A 22,061-nucleotide genomic window follows, 5' to 3' on the forward strand; every position below is an offset into this window, starting at 1 on the left:
GTTTTCGTTTAACAGGGAACCCCCTAAGCAAAAACACTCTCTTGTAACTGATAACTATTTGTGCTTATGTCAACCGAAGTAATAAAAAAATAAATATTTCTGCTCCCGCTTTATCAGCTTAGCTAATGTGCGAAAGGGACAACAGGCTTTGACAAGATTAGTGAATTTCGAGTCCCCATGCATCCCAGCCTTGATACTGTTTTCGTGCGAATAGTTCAATCTTACACTGGTGGGGAAACATTTTCTCAATCCGTTTACGCACTGCCTCAGGTTTTTCAGAGTGGCGTGTTCGTTTAGCCTGCACGAGTTGCCTCATATTCCTCGCGCCTCGCGGTTGTGGAATGTTCCCACGTCTGAAAACAAGGCATAACTCACATTGACTCATCGTGTAGAAACCAGGGTTCAAGCGTTGCTTATCCCAGACAAAAGCGACTGTTGCCCACTGAAATCCCCACGCCGTGCCGAGCTGAATCGCCTGGTCGAGATGCGGAGAAGAGCTCCACATAAAAAGCAGACAATTCTCTTCGCTAATTGAGGCAATATCCCATGTCTTCATTTCTGACACGGGAATAGTGGGATAGTGTCGAATCGCACCGCCACTCTCCCTACCTCCACTTCCTGTGTGCTGGAGTTGTCCTTTGTAATCCCACGGCGGATCGGCGTATATGATGCTGTACTTCTTATGGGGGAAGGGAGCGTATGATGCCATCGATTGTCTGGATCGGTTCACCTACTTCGCCTCAACACTCAGCCCTTGCTGCGGGATGTCGTTGTTCGCGACGAGCATGTCCCGATCAAAGATGAAGTCACTGCGGGCACTTCCAAGACTCTCCCCCTCTTTTTGACGCTCACGGAAGTATTGAGGGAGCGTTAATCCTGTCATCCGGATAGCATCTTCAGGGCAAGCCTCAATGCAATACCCACAAAATATGCAACGGAGCATATTGATTTCAAAGACATCCGGGTATTTCTCGCGCGGATAGCCTTCCTTGGTTTGCCAACCTTCCGGGGCTGGTGCCGCCTGAATTGTGATGCAATCCGCAGGACAGGCAGTTGCGCACAAGAAACACGCTACGCATTTGATTTCGTCTTTTTCTGTCACCGTCAGTTTGTGAATACCGCGGTACCTATCGTTGCGTTCATCCACACTCCGAGGATCTTCTGGATACTGATAGGTCAACTTTTTCTTCGGGATATGTTTCAGGGTCGTAAACATCCCCTTAATCAACGCAGGGATATAGAGTCTATCCCAAAAAGACATTTCTTCGTTAACTTTCATTCTGCTACTGATTCCCTCCTATGATTATCGGTTTCAGACCTTATACTTGACTCTAACATTTATTTTTATACCTGTCGCACCGCTGGGGCTGTGCTTTGATACATCAACGTTTGTTTTTCTGTGAGTTGGGTTTGCATGAGTAACCTTTAGAAAAATCAGAAATGTTTTGAAAACGGATCATAAACCCCGTAGAAATTATCCAAACTACAGTAATTATATAAGAAACCCAAAATTATATCAACTCATTTTTTTCATCCATTTAGCCTCAGTTTCTGTTACTTGTATTGAAGGGTCCGCGATATGGAGATTGTCCGTATAGAAGAACTGAATGAATCTGCAATTTTTCACTTTAAAAATCTCCATTCGTGATATAATATTCTCAATTACCCGTGAGCGTTTGGATTCTATCCATATATGCTTGAGAAGTTACACTCGACATCGCCTGCGGGACGCAAAGGAGCCGTAAAATGGATAATTTAAACGTTGGAATTGTTGGGCTCGGTTGGGTAGCCGGTGCCCATATCGAAGCCTTCAAAGCCGTTACAGGTTCGGATGTTACCGCCATCTGTTCACGTCGAGAACACGATGAATCTGCATTGGCAGAAACTTATGGAACACCTCTTAAAGCCTATACCGATTTTGAAAAAATGCTCGCGGATCCGGATGTCCACATCATCGATATTTGCACGCCACATCCGTTTCATGCCGAACAAGCCATCGCTGCTGCCGAAGCGGGAAAACATCTCATCATAGAAAAACCGATCTGCCTTACACACGCAGATGCGAAAGCTATCCGTGATGCTGTTAAAAGCACAGGCGTCAACGTCTGTGTCTGCTTCGAGTGTCGATACAGTGCACATTTTACAATGATTCGCTCCGTCATCGACAACGGATTGCTCGGGGAACTCCACTATGCCGAAGTCGATTATTACCACGGCATTGGACCCTGGTACGGACAATACGAATGGAACATCAAAAAAGACTTTGGCGGTAGCACCCTGCTCACCGCTGGATGTCATGCGCTTGATGCTCTTCTCTTTTTCATGGATGGAAACGTCGAAGAAGTAACGAGCTACCACACGCAATCCACCGGCGCGGATTTTCAACCCTACGAATATAAAACGACGAGCGTCAGCCTCCTTAAGTTTGAAGGTGGCGGAAAAATCGGGAAAGTCACCTCCTGTGTTGATTGCTTACAACCTTACTACTTCCATATCCACCTCGTTGGAAGTGAGGGGAGTCTTCTCGACAACCGTATCTATTCCGCGAAACTTCACGGTATGGATAAGAGTAGATGGAGTACGCTTCAGACCTCGCTCATTGATTCTGGCGATGTCAGCGATCATCCATACGAACCGCAATTCCAAGCGTTCATAGATAGCATCAGACGCAATGAACCGATGCCATTGACCGATTTTGACACGGCTTATGAAACACACCGCGTTGTCTTCGCCTCCGACATGTCGGCAGAAGCAGGCGGCAGAACCGTTAAACTGTCCGAACTCGATTAATTACCATCGCATTGCTGCCTCGCGATAGAGTTGAATCTGCTCCATATTGCGAGGCACAGCTATTTGGATAGACTTGCGTTTCCGATTTACGTCTCTGAGTACAATCGGGGCGCGAAGCATATTTGTCATTGTAACAATACCGGAGTGATAAAAAACCCACATACGTTGCTCGGTGTAAGGGTTCAGAACGTACTCTGAAGTATGTTCGGATGGATGCCCCCCAACATCAACAAAGAGGTCGTGCTTTGGGTACGCCAACGCAACACTCGTATCATGCCCCTGTAAGAACAACTTTTCAGGCGGAGGTTTCGGTGAATATCCACTCAGTTTACATCCCCGAATCCGGATAGGCGCGCTTGATTTGTTAATCAGGTGCAAAGAAACAACGATGGCGAGGCGATGATTGTCGTCACGGTTGATAAACCACGTATCCTCCGGGATCACCGCTACCGTCAACCCCGGAATCTGTTTTTTTCTGTTATAGACGATTGCTAACGCTATAAAACTGACGCAGCCGAGGAGCACCCACTGTCCTGTGGGGGTGGCTAAGAATTGCAGCAGTTGCTTTAACGCTTGTTGTAGCACGCGAACTCCTTGGCGAGTGTTTCCTCTGAAATTACGCCGGGTCGTCGAACGAGTGGCGGCGAGACGGAAATGTCGTAAACTGTAGAAGGGATGGGACCCGGGGTCTTCCCGCCATCGACAATCATATCAATTCGTGAGCCGAGTTCTTTACCAATTTCTTCGACAGCGGTGGCTGGCGGTTCTCCAGAGAGATTCGCGCTCGTTATTGCCATCGGTCCGCCAAACGCTTGGAGGATTTCCAAAAGCAGCGGATTGTTCGGGATTCGGACCCCAACAGTATTCCCGCCAGCCGTTAACACGGGCAGCAGCCCTTTGCTTTCAATCACGATCGTCAAACCACCGGGCCAAAACCGATCTGTGAGGTGGAAGAAGAAATCCGGTAGGTTTCGAGAGAAGCGATGGATATCCGAAACGGAACTGAGAACAAGCGGAATCGGATTCCCATCCGGTCGCCCTTTGACTGTATAGAGTTTCTGGACGGCACTCGGATTAAATGGGTCGGTACCTAACCCATAGACGGTGTCGGTCGGGATAGCGACAATACCCCCTGCCTTTAGGCATTGGACAGCTATTTTAATTTTTCCTTGCGGTTCGGTCAGGTGATTCGTAAGTTGATGGCTTTTCACGTAGAACCGCCCTCCATTACATTACGGGCTACGGTTTTGGCTGATGTGCTAAAGAAACAGATTCTTAATTTTTCCTTGCGGTTCGGTCAGGTGATTCGTAAGTTGATGGCTTTTCATGTAGAACTGAAGAAACACCCCGCTGAATGCCATACGCGCATTCAGCGTTGATTCGTAAAAACCCCTCCAAATGTAAATGCAGAAAACTGAAGCCATCCCATAGCGAATAGCGTATGGGGGACAAATTATGCCATTTAAGGAGAACCTAATTTCATTACGGATTTACGTCTTGTGGCGGATCAGACAAGAGATCCGTTCGGAGTCGCATTCAGAGAGAGCTCATCTCGGAGTCCCTGCTGATATTTCTGGTAAGCGATTCCCGCGATCATTGCGCCGTTATCCGTACACAGACGCATCGGCGGATAGTAGACCTCTGCCCCAATCTCCGTAGCGGCGACCTTGAGTGAAGCACGCAGCTGGCTATTTGCGGCAACGCCACCTGTCAAGGTTATCGCCTTGGCACCAGTGGCTTTCGCGGCGCGAATCGACTTGTAAACAAGCACATCCACGACAGCGGCTTGAAAACTGGCAGCAATATCTTCAATAGTTATCATATCACGGTTCATCGGTGTTACATCCGCTCGTCCATTCTCCACAAGTAGACCTGCGCGTCGTGCCTTCTCCACAAAATAGCGCACCGAGGTCTTGATACCGCTAAAACTGAATTGATAATCGTCCGTATTCCGCATTGGTCTCGGAAATTTTATCGCTGCAGGGTCCCCTTTCTGTGCGAGGTCATCAATTACTTTTCCGCCGGGGAAACCCAGCCCGAGATACTTCGCGACTTTATCGTAGACTTCACCGGCGGCATCGTCTTGCGTCCCCCCCAACACCTTATACTGCCACCCTTCGTGAACCTCAACGAGCAATGTGTGCCCACCAGAAACCGTGAGGCAGATATGCGGGAATGTCAGGGCGTCATGTACCATACTTTTCGATAGCAAGTTTTGGCTTGCAAGCTGCGCCAAAAAGGGCGCATAGATATGCCCTTCAATGTGGTTAATGCCGAGGAGTGGCAGATTGTGGCAATAGGCAAGACTTTTTGCCGCGGCAACTCCAACGAGCAATGCTCCGATTAAGCCGGGACGATTCGTTACGGCTATCGCTTCCAAGTCCTTGAATGTGACATCCGCCTCTGCCAACGACCGACTCACGATGTAGTTTATCGCCTCAATATGTTTACGCGATGCGAGTTCCGGGACAACGCCCCCGTATTCTTGGTGGACTTCAATCTGTGAAGCAACGACGTTGGAAAGTACATCTCTACCATCAGCAACAACTGCAGCGGCGGTTTCATCACATGAGGTATCTATACCGAGTATCTTCATCTTTTTAATTATGGGCCCCTGGACCGTTCTCCATTCCCTTACGAACGGGTTTTTGGTTAATTCCAACTGCCCATGGTTATGAAAGGTGTTTTTCTTTAAGATTCCTGGTTTAACTGCAAACGGGCAGAAAGTTGATTTCCATCGTGAAATAAGTTATTGATTAGTCTTAGTGAATTGCTTCCCTGGCAACTGTTGGACAATACCTTTAAGCTCCAACATTAGAAGCACACTTGACACCTGACTAATCGGGAGTTGTGTCGTCCGAACAAGGGTATCAATATGTGATGACGGCACTCCAATCGCCTCAAAAATCGTTTTCTCATCAGGTGTTAAATCGGGTGGAGGTGGCGGTGCTTCAGGAATAGATTCCGGGGGGGCTGGGCCCGTATTATGCTGCGCAGTAGGGGATGGTTGTGTAGGCACTGCCTCCATATTTGGCACCGGCGATGGTGATGCCTGGGGCTGAATTTGGCTTAATACATAAGGGGGCAACTCGTTGAGCAGATCGTCTACAGTGTTAATGAGTTTCGCACCCTCATTAATTAACTTGTGGGTACCCGCTGAGAGTTGAGAAAAAATCTCACCCGGGACGGCGAACACCTCTCTGTTTTGCTCAGCGGCGAGACGGGCGGTAATCAACGCGCCACTACGGTTTGATGCCTCTACCACAACAGTTCCAAGCGTCAATCCACTAATGATACGGTTCCGACGCGGGAAGTTTCTCGGCTTCGGTCTGGCTGCCATCGGGAATTCTGAAACTAACGCCCCAGATGTTTCAATTTTCTCAGCGAGGTCCCTGTTCGCTGCAGGATAGATAAGACTTAATCCATTTCCCATCACCGCGATTGTCCTACCGCCAGTTTCAAGTGCGCCGCGATGGGCTGCGGTATCAATACCCTTCGCGAAACCGCTCACCACCGTTAAACCGCGCTGCGCGATCTGGTAACTCAAGCGGTAACTCACCTTTCGCCCGTAATCCTTCGCGTTTCGGGAACCGACGACAGAGACGCTTATGGCGTCTGCTGGGACCAGTTCCCCCCTTATATACAACACAAATGGGGGTGTGTCAATCTCTTTTAAGTGGGGTGGATATGCGGGATCATAGAGTGTTACAACCTGACAACCGTATGTCTGTATCAATTCAAGCTCACGTTCTATTGGATACAAAACAGGCTTGTGAATTAAGAGGTCACGGACTGCTGGCGAAAGCTGATCTATTTTTCTGATTTCGCCCGGTGCTGCCCGAAGGGCTCGCTCTGTGCTACCAAAAACGTCACGTAAGCGTTGAACGGTTTTGAGACCTACACCTTGAATTAGATTTAAATGAATTAGACTGATTGTCTCGTTAGACAGCATTTTTAATAGTTGTCAGTCCTCAGTTGTCAGCTATCAGTTAAGAGAGGGGCGGATTGAACCCAACCCACTTTAACTGATAACCGATAACCTCTGAAAAGGGGTATTACTGTTCTGCTGTGCCAGCTTCCATCGGATCCGGTGGGAGCACGTAATAGATTTCAATTTCCTGAATCTTTTTATATTCTTGCGCAGTGGGGGCTCCAGTTTCGCCACGGGTTGAGCGTTTCGCCCCACCGACGCGACGCGAGTCCCAACGGCGCGGCACTTTGAGACGAAACTTCGTCGTCACAATCGGATCCTTCAAAGTGAATCTATACACCGGACGCATGTTGTCGCGAACCTCTTTCATCGTAATCCATTCTTCCTCATCATTCATGTACTGAACGGCGAAGAATTCCAGTTGCCCCGGCTCGGCTTTCACCACGACCTGTTGAATCGTCTGGGGTTGCCGCCATCTCAAAACAGCCTCCGTGTATTTATCCGACTCCATTTGGGATGCCTCATCCTTGCCATCTTCGAGAATAGGACCCGTCTCTCCTATCGAATAGATATTGTCGTCATGGTACTTTACATCCTCGCTTGTCGCATCAAGTGCGATGTTCTTGCTCAAGTTAAGAGCTGGATTCGATGCGAGGATACAGCCCGACATCCCAATTACTACGCAGAGGGTCAGTATCAATAATCCGAAACGCATGTATTGCCTCCTTGTTGCAGAGAACGGCACAGATGCCGTTTCCTATAGTATGAAATTGAGGCGGTATTGTAGAAACAACCACCTTGATGTTCTATCTTATGTTACTACAAATCGAGCAATTCATCAAGTTCTTTTTCACGCTTATCGGTAGCCTGTTCCTCTTCGACCTGTTCAGCGGTTTTATAACCGTAAAGTTCAATTTCTCGAATTTTTCCGACGGCGCGCCGACTCCCGATATTCCAGCCTCTGCCCCCAGAGCGTGCCCGTTCCTGTCGGCTCAAGAGCGCGTCATCTTTCGTGCCTAAAACGCGTAACCGAATACGATCTGTCGGGAACGGAATCAGCAGCGCAATCTTAATCGGATTCTGTTTGACGCTCCGGACATCCTTAATTAACTGCCAATCCGCATCAACGGCGATGCTGCCTTTATCGGCGTAAATATCAAACTCACTTAAATTGTCCGAATGCACGACAATCCGACGGATAGTCTTTTTTTCCGGCAAGGTAATTATGACCTGTGAAGCAGGATTTGCACCAATGAATCCCTGCGATCCTGCGGGGAAGGTGGTTTCCCCAATCGTGTTCAATTTGCCATCAATCATCTGTGGACTTGTCGCCGATACCCCTTCCATGAGGGCATAATTTTCGCTCCACTCCTGTTCTGAGAAGAGCGCGGCGCACCCTATGAAAATAACGGAAACCAAGCAGAACACTGAAAATAACGCAATGGGTCGATAAATCATCTTCTTACTCCTTATGATACAATTTTCCAAGTAGCCCCCTCACGGGTGTCCTGGATTTCAATGTTGAGTTCTTTAAGCCTGTCCCGAATTTTATCGGATGTATCCCAATCTTTGCGGCTTCGAGCCTCCTGTCGGACGTCCAATAGTAGGGCAATGAGTTCGTCGCGTTGTTCCACGTTGTTGTCATCTTCGGCATCCATATCGTAAATTCCGAGCACCCCACAGATTTCAGTCAACGCCTGATAGGCTTGCGCGAAAACAGGGGCAGCTGCGCCATCAGAAGTGGCAAGCGATCTGTTGACTTCGCCAACAAGCGTGAAAATAGCCCCAAGTGCTTGTGCGGTGTTGAAGTCTGTATCCATCGCCTCAACAAACCGCGATTTCATCGTTTGGACTGCCTCCTGTAGGGGCAGGGTTTCCCTGTCCAGATTGGAAGAGGGGACCTCGTCCTTACTCCCTTCATATTTTTTCAACGTGTCCAAACAGTTGTTCAAACGCCTGAGCGCCCCTTCCGATTTCGCCAAACTCTCCGGATTGTAGTCAAGTGGGTGCCGGTAATGTGCGGAAAGCAGGAAATGACGAATCACTTCGGTGGGATAATGGTCGAGAGCGTCTCGTAGCAGGATAAAATTGTGTTCCGATTTGCCCATTCGCCTGCCATCAATCTTCAAAAAAGCGATGTGCATCCAGTATCGTGCGAAGGTGCGCCCCGTCGCCAATTCGCTCTGTGCTATCTCATTTTCGTGGTGTGGAAACAGTAAATCTTCGCCCCCTGCGTGAATATCAATTGTCTCACCGAGATGTTTCATCGCCATGGCAGAACATTCTATATGCCATCCCGGTCTGCCTTTACCCCACGGGCTCTCCCAAGCAGGTTCACCCGGTTTCGCGGCTTTCCACATATCAAAATCCCGCGGGTCCTCCTTCCGTTCATCAACTTCAACCCGCGCACCAGCGAGGAGATCCTCTGGCTTTCGACCAGAAAGTTTCCCATATTCAGCAAATTGATTCACGCGGTAATAAACACTCCCATCAATAACATAAGCCGCCCCTTTATCAATCAGGGTCTGAATTAAACTTATCATTTCCGGGATGTGTTCGGTTGCTTTCGGGTGGACATCCGCACAATGGATACCGAGGCGTTGGGAATCCTCAAAGAAGGCTTCCCCGTTCTGATGCGCGAGATGCTTTGCAGACACACCCAATTCCGCCGCACGATTGATAATCTTATCATCAATATCCGTCAAATTTTGAACCAGTTTAACTTTGTACCCTCTATACACCAAATAACGCCGAACAATATCTGTTACTAAAGCAGTGCGTGCGTTGCCCATGTGAATGTAATCGTAAACAGTTGGACCACAACTGTAGATAGATACCTGTTCAGGATTTAGCGGGACAAAATCCTCCAATTGTCGACTCAGTGAGTTATAGATCTTCATATTTTAAATTATGAGCTCCTGTAAAAAAAACATCTATATCCGAGAAAGACAGGCGGTAGCGTGTGCGACAATCGCTTTCCCTTCGCCGACAACACCCAATTCTTCCGCTGTGGTAGCCTTCACGTTCACCTGTGCGACAGCAATATCAAGCGTTTTGGCAAGTCTTGCACACATCTCCGAAATGTAGGGAGCCAATTTCGGACGCTGTGCGATAACTGTGCTATCCACATTTTCAATCTGGTAGCCACATTGTCTCACCTTTGCTGCAGCCGCTGCCAGAAAAATAAGACTGTCCATCCCTTGATAACGCTCATCCGTATCGGGAAAATGTGTGCCAATATCACCGAGTGCCGCTGCTCCTAAAATTGCATCTACGATTGCGTGGGTCAGGACATCCGCATCCGAATGCCCTAACAATCCCAAATGATAGGAGATCTCAACGCCACCAAGAACCAATTTTCTATCAGAGACCAACCGATGAACGTCGTAACCAATACCTATTCGCATTTCTTCTCATACAGAGTTGTCAGTTATCAGTTAAAAGATGAAAACGTTTTACTGAAAACCGAAAGGATTTTCGCAGACGGGGAAGCCCATAAGGGAGACCTCATACCGTTGATTCATCCGAACCGAAAACCATTTACCAAAGGGTAGCATCTGAGATCAACACTTCAGCGACTTTCAAATCAATGGGTGTCGTTATCTTTAGATTCGCGTAACTCCCTTTCACGAGCTTAACGGGAAAACCGAGTTGTTCAACAAGCGAGGCATCGTCAGTCGCTGTGAGTTGACGTGCTTGCGCGGCTTGATGTGCCTCTTCCAAAAGAGATTTCCGAAAGACCTGTGGGGTTTGCACCGCCCACAGCCGATCACGTCCGGGTGTTTCCACAATGAAACTTTCTGCGTTGGCGACTTTAATTGTATCCTTGACGGGCACGGCTGCAACAGCCGCGCCATACTCGTCTGCCGCGGCGAGGCACTCAAAGATGATCTCATCCGTCACAAAAGGACGCACCCCATCATGGACAATCACGAAATCAACATCTGCGGACAAGGCACGGATACCGTTATAGACAGACATCTGACGAGTTTCTCCCCCCTCAACAAGTGTCTGGACCTTTGTAAATCGGTCAGGATGTAACACAGCAGCGTGACACGCACTAAAATCATCTCGGTCAACAATGACGAAAATCGCATCCACGGCACTATTCTGCTCAAACCGCTGAATCGTATGTGCCAAAATCGGCTTCTGTGCCAATTTTAAGTAAGGTTTTTTCACCGAATGCGCCATCCGGCTCCCCTTACCAGCTGCGGGGATAAGAGCGCACACCTTGCTGTTCATCAATGTCCATTTCATGTTCTTTTATTCGCGTGAAAATCATCTGCCCTGCACTCGTCCGTAACATCTGTGTAACTTCAACGTTAAGCGTGCTTCCGATGTAAGGCTTGCCATCTTCAACAATCACCATCGTTCCATCATCAAGGTAGCCAACGCCCTGATTCGGTTCCTTGCCCTCCTTAAGGAGGAGGACTTGAATGACCTCACCGGCAATGACAACGGGACGGACAGCGTTTGACAATTCGTTGATATTGAGGACCTTCACACTCTGCAATTCAGCGACTTTGTTGAGGTTTAAATCATTTGTGATAATCGTTGCGCCTCGCTTTTGTGCGAGATGAACTAACTTCGCATCGACTTCGGGCAAATGCGGGACTTCCTCCTCTGAGATCTCAACATCAATCGCTGGGTTGTTCTGAAGTGCTCGGAGAATATCGAAACCGCGGCGTCCTTTATTTCTACGGAGAGGTTCGGTTGAATCCGCAATATGTTGTAACTCATTGAGAACAAACCGCGGAATGACAAGCGTTCCCTCGATAAATCTGGTTTGACAGATCTCAAGAATTCTCCCATCAATAATAACACTTGTGTCTAAAATTTTGAAATTACTTGCAGCTTGAGCCGAACGGGACTCGCCAGGGCGGGCAGGTGTATTTGATCTCGACAGTTGACTTAAATCCAATGTCGTAGAGAGATGATAACCGACCATCATGCCAACGTAACCCAGACTGAGAACCATTACTATCTTTAGATTACCATCGAGTTGCGAAAGCAGAGGTAGTATAGCGATAGAAATTAATAGACCTACAGCAAGCCCTATCAGACTTGCAATGATGCTACGCATGCTCGGTGTACGCAAACACATTTCTGCCCCAATCAGGAGAAGGGCAACGACACATCCGACAATCGCTGTAATTGGGTCCCTGTAAATGATATAGCAGCTGACTGCACTGGCAAGTATAAAAAAGAGACGGATACCCCAAACTTTCATTTTTTGTGCTCCATTGTACGCAACGTGTAACTCGAAAAACAGTGCTGCCTCTCACGGGCGCGGATTCTATTTATGCTCACAAAATACTTCTGTCTACCCGTATCTGCGCCCAAATAAATTAACGATTTATTCTGTAAACAAACCGACTTAACAACGCTCACATTCAGGCTTTATTACCATCAACACATAGCGAATCGTATTACAGCAAAGCCCCCAGACTGTCATATACGTCGCTAACCCCTACAAGTTCAATATCTTCGTCAATTTCCAAGCCTTTCCGATTATATTCAGGGAAAATCACTCGTCTAAAACCTAACTTCGCGGCTTCCCGGATCCGTCTCTCCACGTGCGTTACGGGACGAATTTCACCCCCAAGCCCAACCTCACCGATCACAACAGTCTTCCGATCCACAGGGAGATCGCGATGACTTGAGGATATTGCCATCATAACGCCGAGGTCTATCCCGGGTTCAGCAATGCGCAACCCACCGGTAACATTAACAAAAACATCAGAATCCCCGACGTTAATCCCTACCCTTTTATTTAGGACTGCAATAAGTAAAGCAATCCGATGTCTGTCCACCCCAGCTGCTGTATTGCGTGGGTTTCCGTAATGTGTAGGCACGACGAGTGCCTGTACCTCCATGAGTAGGGGGCGGGTCCCCTCTATACTTGAAACCACGACGGATCCTGAAACTTCTGCCTCCCTGTTGCTTAAAAAGAGTTCTGATGGGTTCATCACATCCACGAGTCCTGCGCTTTGCATTTCAAAGATCCCGATCTCATTCGTGGAACCGAACCGATTTTTGATTGCTCGAAGGATACGGTAAATTTGGTGTTGTTCACCTTCAAAATAGAGGACAGTATCGACCATGTGCTCTAAAACGCGAGGTCCTGCGAGTGCCCCTTCCTTTGTCACATGTCCAACGAGAAACACAGGGATATTCCGATTCTTTGCACAAATTAGGAGATGCCCTGCACACTCACGAATCTGGGTGACACTCCCAGGGGCAGATGGGATGCTCGATAAATAAACCGTCTGTATAGAATCGACAATGACGACCTTCGGGGCTCGCGCCTCAATATATTTTTCAATCTGCTCCAAATTGTTTTCACACAGCACATAAAGCGTATCAGAGGCAACGCCGAGTCGAGTCGCTCGGAGTTTCGTCTGGCTCACAGATTCTTCACCGGAAACGTAAAGCACATCCCCATAGTTCCGACTCAATGCATCACCGGCTTGTAGCAACAACGTAGATTTGCCTATCCCAGGATCGCCGCCGATAAGGACCACAGAGCCTGGCACAATCCCGCCCCCCAGCACTCTGTCAAACTCCAACATCCCCGTTAGATGTCGCTCTACTTCGTTGGCTGTAACCTGCGAAATGGGTTCGGGCTCCCGCGACACTTGTCCGATATCCCGATGTTTCGAGAGTGTGGTGAGGGTTTCTACTTCCTCGGCGAAACTCTGCCAACTCCGACAACTCGGACACCGTCCCAGCGTCTTTGGGGTTGTATATCCACATTCTTGACAGACAAATTTGCGTCTCTCTCGTGCCATTCTTTAATTTTACCCTGCGGTTCGGTGAAGTGAGTTTGCGTCTTTAACATTCTTTTCCGTAAATCCGTCTGCGCACATTAAAAACCAAAAAAGCGGAATCCTGTTGTCCAACGCCGCTCACGGGTCACATTCTCTACGCCAAGTAGGAATTGTCCATATCGGAAGAACCGAAATCCCATTTCCGCGTTTAACTCGGGCTCCCTGCTTGTCAACCCCACACCTTCAACGCTGATGCCGAAACGTCGGGACCATAACCACAAATCGAGCCCCGCGCCGACTCTGGAATGCATAAACCCAGCACGTGCCTGAAGAAAATCTGTCACATTATACCCATACTGAAATTCAAACCGAATCTTCTCATCCCGAACCCCGATCCCGAGTCTGTAGTGCGCCTCAGGTCCTTGAGAGAGTAAAAATGCCAACTCGTTGTGGAGTCGTTCTTCAAGACTCAGATAACGGAGTTCATAGTCCCAGCCAAACTGAGGCAACTCAAATTGCTCTAACTGTTTCTCAGTTCTTTGAGAGAGTTTCGTTACCGCATTCATCGTTTCGTCGACATTTTGCAAGGTTTGGCGGACATCTTCAAGCGGTTCCGGTGTGTTCAGCAATTGGGCGACGGTCCCTTCCCCCTCGTTAAGCGTGGTAAGAAACCGATTGACACTCGCTTCCAACATAGCGACCGAAGCCGTCGTTGCCTTCAGATTTTCTAATATGGGTGCGATATTGACCTCTCCCGTTTCAATAGCACGACTACTTTGCGAAACGAGGTCAGAAACCTGTGTCGCTAACGCCTCGAAATCCGATCGAAAATCCTGTGTTATCTGCCGAAATTCTGATGTTGTTGCGCGAATATCGGTAAAAATAGTGTTCAACTTCGGTGAATTCTGATTCAGAAGTCTCAAGAGTTCACGCGTGATGTCACTAATTTGACTGCTCACCATCACGGAATCGCCTTCTAACTGTGTTACAAGGTTATTCACCTTTACGAGGGTATCCTGAAACCGCCTATCATTTTCTAAGGCGAGTTGTGTTAGCGTTTTTACCGTCTCCTCAGAGTCAAGACTTAACTTCTCAATCGTCTTTCCAGTGAGTGCGACAACCTCGCGAATCTCTTTAATGGCGAGTTGAATCGCTTCTTGGTTCGCCTGTAGCACTTCATTCGCAGCCGTTGTCAGTTCAATAGCCTGTGTCATACCAGCACTTGTCTGCTCAAGGAGTTCCAAAGCATTGACAGGATCTTTTCCAACAATCGGTAAACTCGCTGGCTTTAATGCGGGGTTCCCAACCGGTCCATTGTCAAGTGCAATATAAATTTCACCCACAAACCCGTTCATAGAAATCCTGGCACTACAGTCCTCACGCAACCACTCAAACGCGTTCTTGACTTTCGCTTTGATGTGCACATTATCCGTATCAGGACGGAGTTCAATAGCCGTTACTTTGCCGATTGGAACCCCATATAAGTAAACACCTGCACCGACATAAAGCCCATTGACAGAACGAAAGTGAAAGGTCAGTTCATCCCCAGCAGTTGCCCACGGCCAATTCTCAGCATTCGTCAGAAGAATTGTCAGCAAAACGATTGCGAGAAGAACCATTACACCGACTTTTACAGAAGCCGTCCAAAAGTTCATACTACCTCCCCAAATACCTTTTCAAAATGGGATTTTCCATGTTGAGAATCTGATCTGGTGCTCCAAATAGAATGAACTGTTGCAAAATGGGATCGTCGATGTTGATAATTTCATCAGGGCTGCCATAAGCGACCTGCTTGCCTTCATGAATCATCGCCATTCGGGTTGCGACACTGAAGGCACTGTGCATATCATGTGTAACCACAACAGAGGTGACTTGTAACCGCTCATGGAGATCTTTAATAAGTTGATTGATTTCGGTACAGGTAACCGGGTCAAGCCCTGTCGTGGGTTCATCGTAGAGAATAACCTCTGGATCAAATGCGAGGGCGCGTGCGAGTCCAACCCGTTTTCGCATACCGCCACTCAATTCAGCGGGTCGCAAGTCTTGGACACCCTCTAAATCAACAAGGCTGAGCTTCTCGTCAACCACCTTACGCATCTCTCGCTTGCCAAGACCTGTATGCTGATCGAGCATAAAAGCGACGTTCTCCGCCACAGTCATCGAATCAAAGAGCGCAGCGGACTGAAATAACATTCCAATTTTTCGACGGAGGATATTTATCTCTTTGCCATTTAGGCTTGATATTTCGGTTCCATCAAACCAAATTTCACCGGAATCCGCAGACATCAATCCAGTAATAATTTTGAGGAGTACACTCTTACCACACCCACTTTGTCCCATAATCACGAGCGTCTCACCGCGTGGAATTTCGAGGCTTAATCCATTTAAAACGTTTTTGCCTCCAAAATTTTTTGTAACATTCCGAATCGAAATCATATTTTTAACTATGGGCTCCGGGCTGCCCTGCACTCCGTTACGGGCAGGTTTTCGGTTAATTTCATGCAGGGTTTGTTATCGGTTCGGTTTTAGATGTCCCCTTTGTAGCAGAATCTGTTAACCGCACTGGGTGTTAATCGTTCAAATAAACTATATCAACCCCAAAATGTTAAAGAGTACATGATTCAAGACAAAATCTAAAACGAGAATCGCAATAAGAGAGATTACAGCAGAGCCAGTTGTCGAAATTCCGACCCCCTCTGCGCCCCCTGCTGTCGAGATACTAAAACCCTTGTAGCACCCCACGGCAGCAATCGCCATCCCGAAAGAGGTCGCTTTAATCAAACTAATGAGAACGCTTCCAACAAATAGATTCTTCTGTACCTCCAAAAGAAAAAAGGAGCCATTTACATCGAAGAGTGTAACAACAGCAACAAACCCCCCACCGATGCCCGCAAATGTCGAATAGATCGTAAGTGTCGGTAACATTATAGAACAGGCAAGAAAACGCGGCACGACCAGATACTTAACAGGATTTGTGCCCATCACTTCAAGGGCATCAATTTGCTCGGTAACCTTCATCGTTGAAAGTTCAGCGGTAATTGATGCGCCGATACGTCCCGCAAGCACAAAGGCAGTAATCATCGGACCGAGTTCCTTCACGACTGAAACACAGACGAATCTCGCGACCGAGCCTTCCACTGCATAAGGTTTGAGCTGAATGTATCCTTGGACCCCCAATACCATTCCCGTGAAAAACCCGGAGACAATAACGACCGCTAAAGAATTGAAACCGATTAACAACAACTGCTTAACTAACAGATCGAACTGAAAGGGAGGACGAAAAATTTGGATCAGGGTTTGAAAAAAGAGCGTAAAGGCGTGTCCTATCTCGGCAAGCACGTTGTGCAACCGAATCTTAACCAAATTAGGGAAACCACCATTGGCTTCGTGTAAAGTGGACTGCTGCTCCATTTTTTATTTAACTGGGATTCTCAAAGCGCATTTCGTTTTTGGTAAAATAAAGAATAACCGTGCCGGTTGGTCCGTTACGCTGTTTTTTTATCATGATATAGGCTTCAACCCTGTCCCCGACATTTTCATCTTCGTAATAATCATCGCGGTGTAAAAAGGCAACGAGGTCGGCATCTTGCTCGATTGCCCCGGACTCCCGTAAATCTGAAAGTTGCGGACGTTTATCAGGGCGCCGTTCAATCTCACGACTTAATTGCGAACACGCGATAATTGGCACATTCAGTTCCCACGCAAGGATTTTCAAGGCGCGTGAAATTTCAGAGATCTCCTGTTCACGGGCGTGATATCTGCCCGTCCCTCTCAAGAGTTGCAAGTAATCAACGATAATGAGTGCGAGATCGCTATGTTCACCTTTTAAACGGCGTCCCTCGGCGCGAAGACTTTGAACGGTAAGCCCCCGATTATCGTTAATGAGGATCGGTGCTTTCGCCAATCGACTTGCGCCATCAGTCAAGGGTCTCCACTGATCTTCGCTGAAGTTACCGGTTCGGAGCCGCCCAAAATCAATTCGGGATTCGGTGGCTAACATTCGCATCGCGATATCTTGGGAAGGCATCTCAAGACTAAAAACGGCGACTGGACGCTTCTGTTCAAGGGCGACGTTTTGTGCGATGTTCAGCACCAAAGTTGTTTTTCCCATGCTCGGTCGCGCGGCAATGATAATAAGATTACCGGGTTGCAGCCCTGACGTCAGATGATCAAAATCCATAAAACCGGTCGGCACGCCTAAAAATCTACTCTTTTTGTGATACAAACGTTCAACGGCGTTAAGACTCTCTGTGAGTAATGAATGAATAGCGACAAACCCCCGTTGGGTATCTGATTGACTCAGATCAAAGACGGCTTCCTGTGATTGATTCAATACTTCCGTAATCCCTACACCTTCGTCGTATGCCATCTCGCGAATCTGAGCAGTCGCTCGAATGAGCCGACGGCGCGTTGCTTTTTCATACAGGATATCGGCGTAGAACTCCGTACTCTCGGTCTCCACGATAGGCGCCTGTAGTTCGTATAGGTACTCCGTTCCGCCCGCCCGGTTCAACTGGTCTCCTCTCTTCAGTTCATCAGCAACAAGCAGGGGATCTGCCTTGCTAACTCGGTCATACACCGCAAGGATCGCTGAATAGATAAGCTGATGATCTACAGTGAGAAACACATCAGCAGTCTGACCGAGTTTGGTTATTACTGGAGGAATCACCGAATTTTCGGTCATCATTGCGCCCAGCACCGCTTGTTCAGCTTCCTTGTCAGAGAGAGAATCAACCAGTTGTGCCTGCATAATTAATCTTCGCGTTCAACCACAACGCGGAGTTCAACGACGACTTCTGTATACAATTTGACCGGTACCATGAACACGCCGAGTTCACGAATAGGCTCAGCGAGTTCAAAAAACCGCCGTTCCAAATCGAACCCCTGCGTTCGCAAATTTTCTGCGATATCCATAGAGGTCACTGATCCGAAGAGACGATCGTTTTCACCAGCACGTCTACTCAGTGTGCATGTAACACCCGCCATCTGTGCGGCGATTTCACGTGCCCGTTCCTTATTTTTTGTCTCTTGATGATCAATGACCCGTTTCTCATGCTCTAAGTGTCTACGGTTTCGCTCGGTTGCATGCACGGCTAACTGCATCGGAAGCAGGTAGTTACGTGCGTAGCCATCTGCGACGTTCAATACATCACCCGGTAGACCGAGACCTTCAACACTTTCCTTTAGAATGACTTCCATTTTTTAATTTTCCTTAGCCCTACTTCTATCGCGTAAACGGCAATAGTGCCATATTCCGGGCGCGCTTGACTGCCCGTGTTACCATTCGTTGTTGCTTCGCCGATAGTCCGGTGACCCGGCGACTCACAATCTTACCACGTTCATTAATAAATTGTCGCAGCGTATCCACATCTTTGTAATCGAAAGATTCTATCTTATGATAACGCTGCCTCCGACGGAATGCCATATTGATTCTATTCCTTTATGGTTGTCAGTCATCAGTTATCAGTTAAAAAGGGAGAACCTCTGGACGACAGCGATTCTCCCCCGAACATCACTCTTGCTAAAACGGAATGTCGTCCTCTGTTCCAGAAGATGCGCCGCTCGCAGTGGGTGCGGGTGCGTCCTGATACGCTGCCGTCTGCCCTGATGCAGCTGCGGGTTGGGCATCGGCGTAACCGCCGCCCATCTCATCACCGTCGCGTCGTCCGCCGATTAGCTGAATTCGAAACGCTGTAACAGAAAGCCTGTTCCGCTTGGTGCCGTCATCAGCCTCCCAAGAGTCAAATTTAAGACTCCCTTCAAGGAAAACCGGACTGCCCTTACTCAGGTATTCGTTGGCAATTTCTGCTTGTCGTCCCCAAGTCGTTATTTCAACAAAACAGGGAGATTCCTTTTGTTCACCTGTCTGCCGATCGGTATATCGCTCATTCATAGCGAGTCCAAAATTTGTAACGGCAGACCCGCTTGGGACATATCTCATCTCGGGGTCACGGGTAAGATTCCCCATCAGAATGACCTTGTTGTAACTTGCCATGGTCTCTCCTTTTTTATCTGTAGGCTAAGACCTTTGCGGTAGCCCACAAGCCAAAAACTCGTTTAAATTTGGATGATGCTTCTTTCAGGCAGACGCTGTTGTATCTTCAGCCGCCGCGGCATCATCTGTTTTATCTTTAGCCGCTGCATTATCACTTGAGGTTGATTTTCTATCTGATGTTGCGGCGCCAGCCGCCTTAGGACTGAGTTCTGCTTTCAATTTATCAATATCATCTTCGTACTGGACGATCATATACCGCAAAATCGATTCAATAACATGTAGGGATTGATTCAATTCGGCAACAAAACTCGGTGCACACTCAAAAATGTAAAGCACATAATAGCCTTCACTCCGTTTCCGGATAGGATAGGCGAGTCGTTTTTTTCCCCAGGGATCAACCTTCAGGAGTGTCCCGCCACCTTCGATGATGCTCTTGACTTGATTCGTAAGAGCCTCTGCTTCGTTTTCATCGTGGTCGGGCGTAATGATAAGCAGGAGTTCGTAAGGATTCAAATTTTCATGCCTCTCTTCGGACTGATGGTTCCACTGCTTTTGAAACAAAAGCGGGGAACAGAGATTAATTAAGTGAACCCCACCTGATGCCTGTGAATCACCTTTAAATGAACAAGGCGATTACAGATGAGATGGAATTCTATTCTTTAATTTTAGTTAATATAATTATACCACATTCCAATATGTATATCAACCTAAAAATCACATTTTTTTACGAAATTTAGGTTGGAAGCGTTGCATGTGCGGTTATATGCAACGGCAAGAAAAATGGACGTTTCGATGCGAGCACCTCTTCTCGAAGCCGTGCGGCTAATGTATCCACATCGACCTGTGCTGCCGTCGCCAGCCCATATTTCTCTAAAAGGGGCAGGAGACTTTGGAAGATCGTTGCCATGTATCGGTATCCCGCCCAAGTTTTGGCGGCACCGATAGGCGATTCCAGATGCATCGTTGGTGGCGGTAAACCCGCGTCAACAAAAGCACGATAAAGCCCAATCCCCATGTCAAGATGTGCAGCGGAATGTTCAAACACGTCCAAAATCCATCGAATCAGTTGGTTCACGAGCGGCGTATCGGGATGTAAAAGCGCGGGATAGAGCGTATATTCTGGTTCTTGAAAGGCGGCAATGCCGCCCGGCTTCAAATGGGTCATCAACTTCGCGAATGCGTTTCGTGGATCCGCCATATACATCAAGACAAACCGTCCAACAATCGCATCAAATTGTTCCGCGAAGGTAAGCCTTCGCGCATCACCCGCAATAAATTCCACGTTCCGCACGCCGGCATGGGTGGCTCGCTGGCGCGCGGTGTCAAGAATTGTAGCGTTGATGTCTACGCCCGTAACCTGTCCTGTCGGTCCGACGAGTTCAGCGAGGGTGAGGGAGACATCACCCGCACCACTCCCGATTTCGAGGACCCGCATCCCCTGCGTTATACCGGCACGCTCACAGAGCCGTCGCGTCGATTCCCCATAGATTCTTGATTGCTCAATGAGGCGCGTTGTTTCGTGTGAGGTGCGTCCTAACGTATAGGTGGCATCGCGATGTGGCGTGTGTAAACTACCTGCGTTATTTTTCGCCATACGTAGCACCCTCTATGCTGGTAGAGACGTATGCGCCGTGATATGCGGTGGCAACAAGAGGGGACGTTTCGATGTAGCGACTTCCACCTGTATGCGCTCGGCGAGTGTGTCAATATCTACATCTTCAGCCGTGGCAATACCATAAGCCTCCATCAGCGGAACGAGACTTCGGAAACTGTTCGCGAGATACTCAAACCCGGGCCAGTCCTCAGTACCGCCCATCGGTGCCTCAAAATGTAAGGTAGGTTCCGGCAAACCGGCATCAACGAACACGCGGTAAAGTTCCATCCCCATGTTGAGATGTGCGCCAGAACGCTCAAACACGGCGAGTCCCCATTCAACCAACTGGTTAATCAGCGGTGTGTCCGGATGTGTTACAGTCCGATAGAGGGCGAGTTCAGTATCCTGAAAGGCGACAATGCCGCCGCTGCGGAGATGGGTAGCTAACTTCTTAAGGGCTTCCGCTGGGTCTGCCATATACAGCAGGACAAGTCTGCCCACGATGGCATCAAAATCGTTTGGAAGTTCAAGGGTGCGGACATCACCGGCGATGAATTCAACATTTGCAAACCCCACGGCATCCGCTCGGTCTTGTGCTGTTTTGAGAATATCAGGGTTCACATCTACCCCAATAACTGTGCCGTCGGGACCGACAAATTCGGCGAGTGTGAGTGCCACATCCCCGGCACCACTGCCAACATCAAGGACTTTCATCCCTTTCGCTATGCCGCTTCTGAGAAAGAAACGCCGTGTCACATCGTCATAGAGTTGTGATTGCTCGATTAAACGTTCTGTTTCCGCTGTGCTGCGGCCCATTGTATATTCTGCGTCTCGGTTCTGATTGCTCATTTTTATTTCCTCTCTATAGACATACCGCTCCAGCGGAGCAGGAGGCAGCATGCGTAATATCTATAATTGTAAGTATTATGGAAAAATAAATTGATGGAACTGGGTCTTTCCATCTTTGACAGTGTGAATAAA

At 48.1% G+C, this 22,061-nt stretch carries 25 protein-coding genes; 2 read left to right on the forward strand and 23 right to left on the reverse strand.

All coding sequences use genetic code 11. The features are described 5' to 3' along the window. Positions 1-157 precede the first annotated feature (157 nt). Both F4X88_09485 and F4X88_09490 read right to left on the reverse strand, forming a co-directional pair. On the reverse strand, positions 158-709 hold the full coding sequence (locus F4X88_09485; GenBank protein ID MYA56514.1) for a transcriptional regulator: 552 nt from the start codon (positions 707-709) through the stop codon (positions 158-160). 21 nt (positions 710-730) lie between these two features. Further along, positions 731-1,279 carry an NADH-quinone oxidoreductase subunit I gene (locus F4X88_09490; GenBank protein ID MYA56515.1) on the reverse strand — a complete coding sequence of 183 codons (549 nt, stop codon included), beginning with the start codon at positions 1,277-1,279 and terminating at the stop codon, positions 731-733. A gap of 467 nt (positions 1,280-1,746) precedes the next feature. Between F4X88_09490 and F4X88_09495 the strand changes: the two genes are divergently transcribed. Next, positions 1,747-2,790, forward strand: a complete 1,044-nt coding sequence (locus F4X88_09495) for a Gfo/Idh/MocA family oxidoreductase (protein MYA56516.1) — start codon at positions 1,747-1,749, stop codon at positions 2,788-2,790. On the opposite strand, the gene F4X88_09500 is transcribed toward F4X88_09495, so the two are convergent. Further along, positions 2,791-3,375, reverse strand: coding sequence for a hypothetical protein (locus F4X88_09500; protein MYA56517.1), 585 nt, complete (start codon positions 3,373-3,375; stop codon positions 2,791-2,793). Next, positions 3,357-4,001, reverse strand: a complete 645-nt coding sequence (locus tag F4X88_09505) for a threonylcarbamoyl-AMP synthase (GenBank protein MYA56518.1) — start codon at positions 3,999-4,001, stop codon at positions 3,357-3,359. Before F4X88_09505 ends, F4X88_09500 begins: the two co-directional genes overlap by 19 nt. On the opposite strand from F4X88_09505, the gene F4X88_09510 reads away from it, so the two are divergent. Beyond that, complete coding sequence (locus tag F4X88_09510; GenBank protein MYA56519.1) at positions 3,990-4,169, forward strand: hypothetical protein; 180 nt, start codon at positions 3,990-3,992, stop codon at positions 4,167-4,169. The genes F4X88_09505 and F4X88_09510 overlap by 12 nt on opposite strands. Positions 4,170-4,297: 128 nt before the next feature. Here the strand turns inward: F4X88_09510 and tsaD are convergent, their stop codons facing one another. From tsaD to F4X88_09605, 19 genes are all read right to left on the reverse strand, one after another. Continuing rightward, positions 4,298-5,386: a tRNA (adenosine(37)-N6)-threonylcarbamoyltransferase complex transferase subunit TsaD gene (gene tsaD / locus F4X88_09515; GenBank protein ID MYA56520.1), complete on the reverse strand. Its 1,089-nt coding sequence runs from the start codon at positions 5,384-5,386 to the stop codon at positions 4,298-4,300. A gap of 153 nt (positions 5,387-5,539) precedes the next feature. Beyond that, positions 5,540-6,742, reverse strand: a complete 1,203-nt coding sequence (gene dprA / locus F4X88_09520) for a DNA-protecting protein DprA (GenBank protein MYA56521.1) — start codon at positions 6,740-6,742, stop codon at positions 5,540-5,542. Between the two features lie 103 nt (positions 6,743-6,845). Then, positions 6,846-7,436 carry a hypothetical protein gene (locus F4X88_09525; protein ID MYA56522.1) on the reverse strand — a complete coding sequence of 197 codons (591 nt, stop codon included), beginning with the start codon at positions 7,434-7,436 and terminating at the stop codon, positions 6,846-6,848. Positions 7,437-7,540: 104 nt separating this feature from the next. After that, the gene (locus F4X88_09530; GenBank protein ID MYA56523.1) at positions 7,541-8,179 is read right to left on the reverse strand and encodes a hypothetical protein; all 639 of its coding nucleotides are present in this window, start codon (positions 8,177-8,179) and stop codon (positions 7,541-7,543) included. A gap of 11 nt (positions 8,180-8,190) precedes the next feature. Beyond that, positions 8,191-9,621, reverse strand: coding sequence for a cysteine--tRNA ligase (locus F4X88_09535; protein ID MYA56524.1), 1,431 nt, complete (start codon positions 9,619-9,621; stop codon positions 8,191-8,193). Between the two features lie 33 nt (positions 9,622-9,654). Next, the gene (locus F4X88_09540; protein MYA56525.1) at positions 9,655-10,128 is read right to left on the reverse strand and encodes a 2-C-methyl-D-erythritol 2,4-cyclodiphosphate synthase; all 474 of its coding nucleotides are present in this window, start codon (positions 10,126-10,128) and stop codon (positions 9,655-9,657) included. Positions 10,129-10,261: 133 nt separating this feature from the next. Beyond that, positions 10,262-10,963 (reverse strand): 2-C-methyl-D-erythritol 4-phosphate cytidylyltransferase, encoded by a 702-nt coding sequence (gene ispD, locus F4X88_09545; GenBank protein ID MYA56526.1) that lies wholly within the window; start codon positions 10,961-10,963, stop codon positions 10,262-10,264. Continuing rightward, the gene (locus F4X88_09550; GenBank protein ID MYA56527.1) at positions 10,923-11,951 is read right to left on the reverse strand and encodes a TRAM domain-containing protein; all 1,029 of its coding nucleotides are present in this window, start codon (positions 11,949-11,951) and stop codon (positions 10,923-10,925) included. The genes ispD and F4X88_09550 overlap by 41 nt, the downstream gene beginning before the upstream one ends. Positions 11,952-12,150: 199 nt before the next feature. Beyond that, complete coding sequence (gene radA, locus F4X88_09555; GenBank protein MYA56528.1) at positions 12,151-13,512, reverse strand: DNA repair protein RadA; 1,362 nt, start codon at positions 13,510-13,512, stop codon at positions 12,151-12,153. A 77-nt stretch (positions 13,513-13,589) separates the two neighbouring features. Continuing rightward, on the reverse strand, positions 13,590-15,146 hold the full coding sequence (locus F4X88_09560) for an MCE family protein (protein MYA56529.1): 1,557 nt from the start codon (positions 15,144-15,146) through the stop codon (positions 13,590-13,592). A 1-nt stretch (position 15,147) separates the two neighbouring features. Then, positions 15,148-15,927, reverse strand: a complete 780-nt coding sequence (locus tag F4X88_09565) for an ABC transporter ATP-binding protein (protein ID MYA56530.1) — start codon at positions 15,925-15,927, stop codon at positions 15,148-15,150. Positions 15,928-16,077: 150 nt separating this feature from the next. After that, positions 16,078-16,902 carry an ABC transporter permease gene (locus F4X88_09570; GenBank protein MYA56531.1) on the reverse strand — a complete coding sequence of 275 codons (825 nt, stop codon included), beginning with the start codon at positions 16,900-16,902 and terminating at the stop codon, positions 16,078-16,080. Positions 16,903-16,909: 7 nt separating this feature from the next. Further along, the gene (gene dnaB / locus F4X88_09575) at positions 16,910-18,241 is read right to left on the reverse strand and encodes a replicative DNA helicase (protein MYA56532.1); all 1,332 of its coding nucleotides are present in this window, start codon (positions 18,239-18,241) and stop codon (positions 16,910-16,912) included. 2 nt (positions 18,242-18,243) lie between these two features. Then, complete coding sequence (locus F4X88_09580) at positions 18,244-18,690, reverse strand: 50S ribosomal protein L9 (GenBank protein MYA56533.1); 447 nt, start codon at positions 18,688-18,690, stop codon at positions 18,244-18,246. A gap of 25 nt (positions 18,691-18,715) precedes the next feature. Continuing rightward, the gene (gene rpsR / locus F4X88_09585; GenBank protein ID MYA56534.1) at positions 18,716-18,916 is read right to left on the reverse strand and encodes a 30S ribosomal protein S18; all 201 of its coding nucleotides are present in this window, start codon (positions 18,914-18,916) and stop codon (positions 18,716-18,718) included. 96 nt (positions 18,917-19,012) lie between these two features. Continuing rightward, positions 19,013-19,486: a single-stranded DNA-binding protein gene (locus F4X88_09590; GenBank protein MYA56535.1), complete on the reverse strand. Its 474-nt coding sequence runs from the start codon at positions 19,484-19,486 to the stop codon at positions 19,013-19,015. An 84-nt stretch (positions 19,487-19,570) separates the two neighbouring features. Next, positions 19,571-20,068 (reverse strand): 30S ribosomal protein S6, encoded by a 498-nt coding sequence (rpsF, locus tag F4X88_09595; protein ID MYA56536.1) that lies wholly within the window; start codon positions 20,066-20,068, stop codon positions 19,571-19,573. 151 nt (positions 20,069-20,219) lie between these two features. Continuing rightward, entirely contained in the window at positions 20,220-21,080 is an 861-nt protein-coding gene (locus F4X88_09600) for a methyltransferase domain-containing protein (GenBank protein MYA56537.1), read from the reverse strand. Between the two features lie 12 nt (positions 21,081-21,092). Continuing rightward, positions 21,093-21,929 carry a class I SAM-dependent methyltransferase gene (locus F4X88_09605; GenBank protein MYA56538.1) on the reverse strand — a complete coding sequence of 279 codons (837 nt, stop codon included), beginning with the start codon at positions 21,927-21,929 and terminating at the stop codon, positions 21,093-21,095. Positions 21,930-22,061 lie beyond the last annotated feature (132 nt).

The sequence above is a fragment of the Candidatus Poribacteria bacterium genome (genome assembly GCA_009839745.1).
Classification (GTDB): Bacteria; Poribacteria; WGA-4E; order WGA-4E; family WGA-3G; genus WGA-3G.

Excerpts from the sequence above, each read along its gene's own strand:
- F4X88_09485 (MYA56514.1), bottom strand. The coding sequence starts at position 709 with ATGGCATCATACGCTCCCTTCCCCCATAAGAAGTACAGCATCATATAC.
- F4X88_09490 (MYA56515.1), bottom strand. The coding sequence starts at position 1,279 with ATGAAAGTTAACGAAGAAATGTCTTTTTGGGATAGACTCTATATCCCT.
- F4X88_09495 (MYA56516.1), top strand. The coding sequence starts at position 1,747 with ATGGATAATTTAAACGTTGGAATTGTTGGGCTCGGTTGGGTAGCCGGT.
- F4X88_09510 (MYA56519.1), top strand. The coding sequence starts at position 3,990 with ATGGCTTTTCACGTAGAACCGCCCTCCATTACATTACGGGCTACGGTT.
- tsaD (MYA56520.1), bottom strand. The coding sequence starts at position 5,386 with ATGAAGATACTCGGTATAGATACCTCATGTGATGAAACCGCCGCTGCA.
- dprA (MYA56521.1), bottom strand. The coding sequence starts at position 6,742 with ATGCTGTCTAACGAGACAATCAGTCTAATTCATTTAAATCTAATTCAA.
- F4X88_09525 (MYA56522.1), bottom strand. The coding sequence starts at position 7,436 with ATGCGTTTCGGATTATTGATACTGACCCTCTGCGTAGTAATTGGGATG.
- F4X88_09530 (MYA56523.1), bottom strand. The coding sequence starts at position 8,179 with ATGATTTATCGACCCATTGCGTTATTTTCAGTGTTCTGCTTGGTTTCC.
- F4X88_09535 (MYA56524.1), bottom strand. The coding sequence starts at position 9,621 with ATGAAGATCTATAACTCACTGAGTCGACAATTGGAGGATTTTGTCCCG.
- F4X88_09540 (MYA56525.1), bottom strand. The coding sequence starts at position 10,128 with ATGCGAATAGGTATTGGTTACGACGTTCATCGGTTGGTCTCTGATAGA.
- ispD (MYA56526.1), bottom strand. The coding sequence starts at position 10,963 with ATGAACAGCAAGGTGTGCGCTCTTATCCCCGCAGCTGGTAAGGGGAGC.
- F4X88_09550 (MYA56527.1), bottom strand. The coding sequence starts at position 11,951 with ATGAAAGTTTGGGGTATCCGTCTCTTTTTTATACTTGCCAGTGCAGTC.
- radA (MYA56528.1), bottom strand. The coding sequence starts at position 13,512 with ATGGCACGAGAGAGACGCAAATTTGTCTGTCAAGAATGTGGATATACA.
- F4X88_09560 (MYA56529.1), bottom strand. The coding sequence starts at position 15,146 with ATGAACTTTTGGACGGCTTCTGTAAAAGTCGGTGTAATGGTTCTTCTC.
- F4X88_09565 (MYA56530.1), bottom strand. The coding sequence starts at position 15,927 with ATGATTTCGATTCGGAATGTTACAAAAAATTTTGGAGGCAAAAACGTT.
- F4X88_09570 (MYA56531.1), bottom strand. The coding sequence starts at position 16,902 with ATGGAGCAGCAGTCCACTTTACACGAAGCCAATGGTGGTTTCCCTAAT.
- dnaB (MYA56532.1), bottom strand. The coding sequence starts at position 18,241 with ATGCAGGCACAACTGGTTGATTCTCTCTCTGACAAGGAAGCTGAACAA.
- F4X88_09580 (MYA56533.1), bottom strand. The coding sequence starts at position 18,690 with ATGGAAGTCATTCTAAAGGAAAGTGTTGAAGGTCTCGGTCTACCGGGT.
- rpsR (MYA56534.1), bottom strand. The coding sequence starts at position 18,916 with ATGGCATTCCGTCGGAGGCAGCGTTATCATAAGATAGAATCTTTCGAT.
- F4X88_09590 (MYA56535.1), bottom strand. The coding sequence starts at position 19,486 with ATGGCAAGTTACAACAAGGTCATTCTGATGGGGAATCTTACCCGTGAC.
- F4X88_09600 (MYA56537.1), bottom strand. The coding sequence starts at position 21,080 with ATGGCGAAAAATAACGCAGGTAGTTTACACACGCCACATCGCGATGCC.
- F4X88_09605 (MYA56538.1), bottom strand. The coding sequence starts at position 21,929 with ATGAGCAATCAGAACCGAGACGCAGAATATACAATGGGCCGCAGCACA.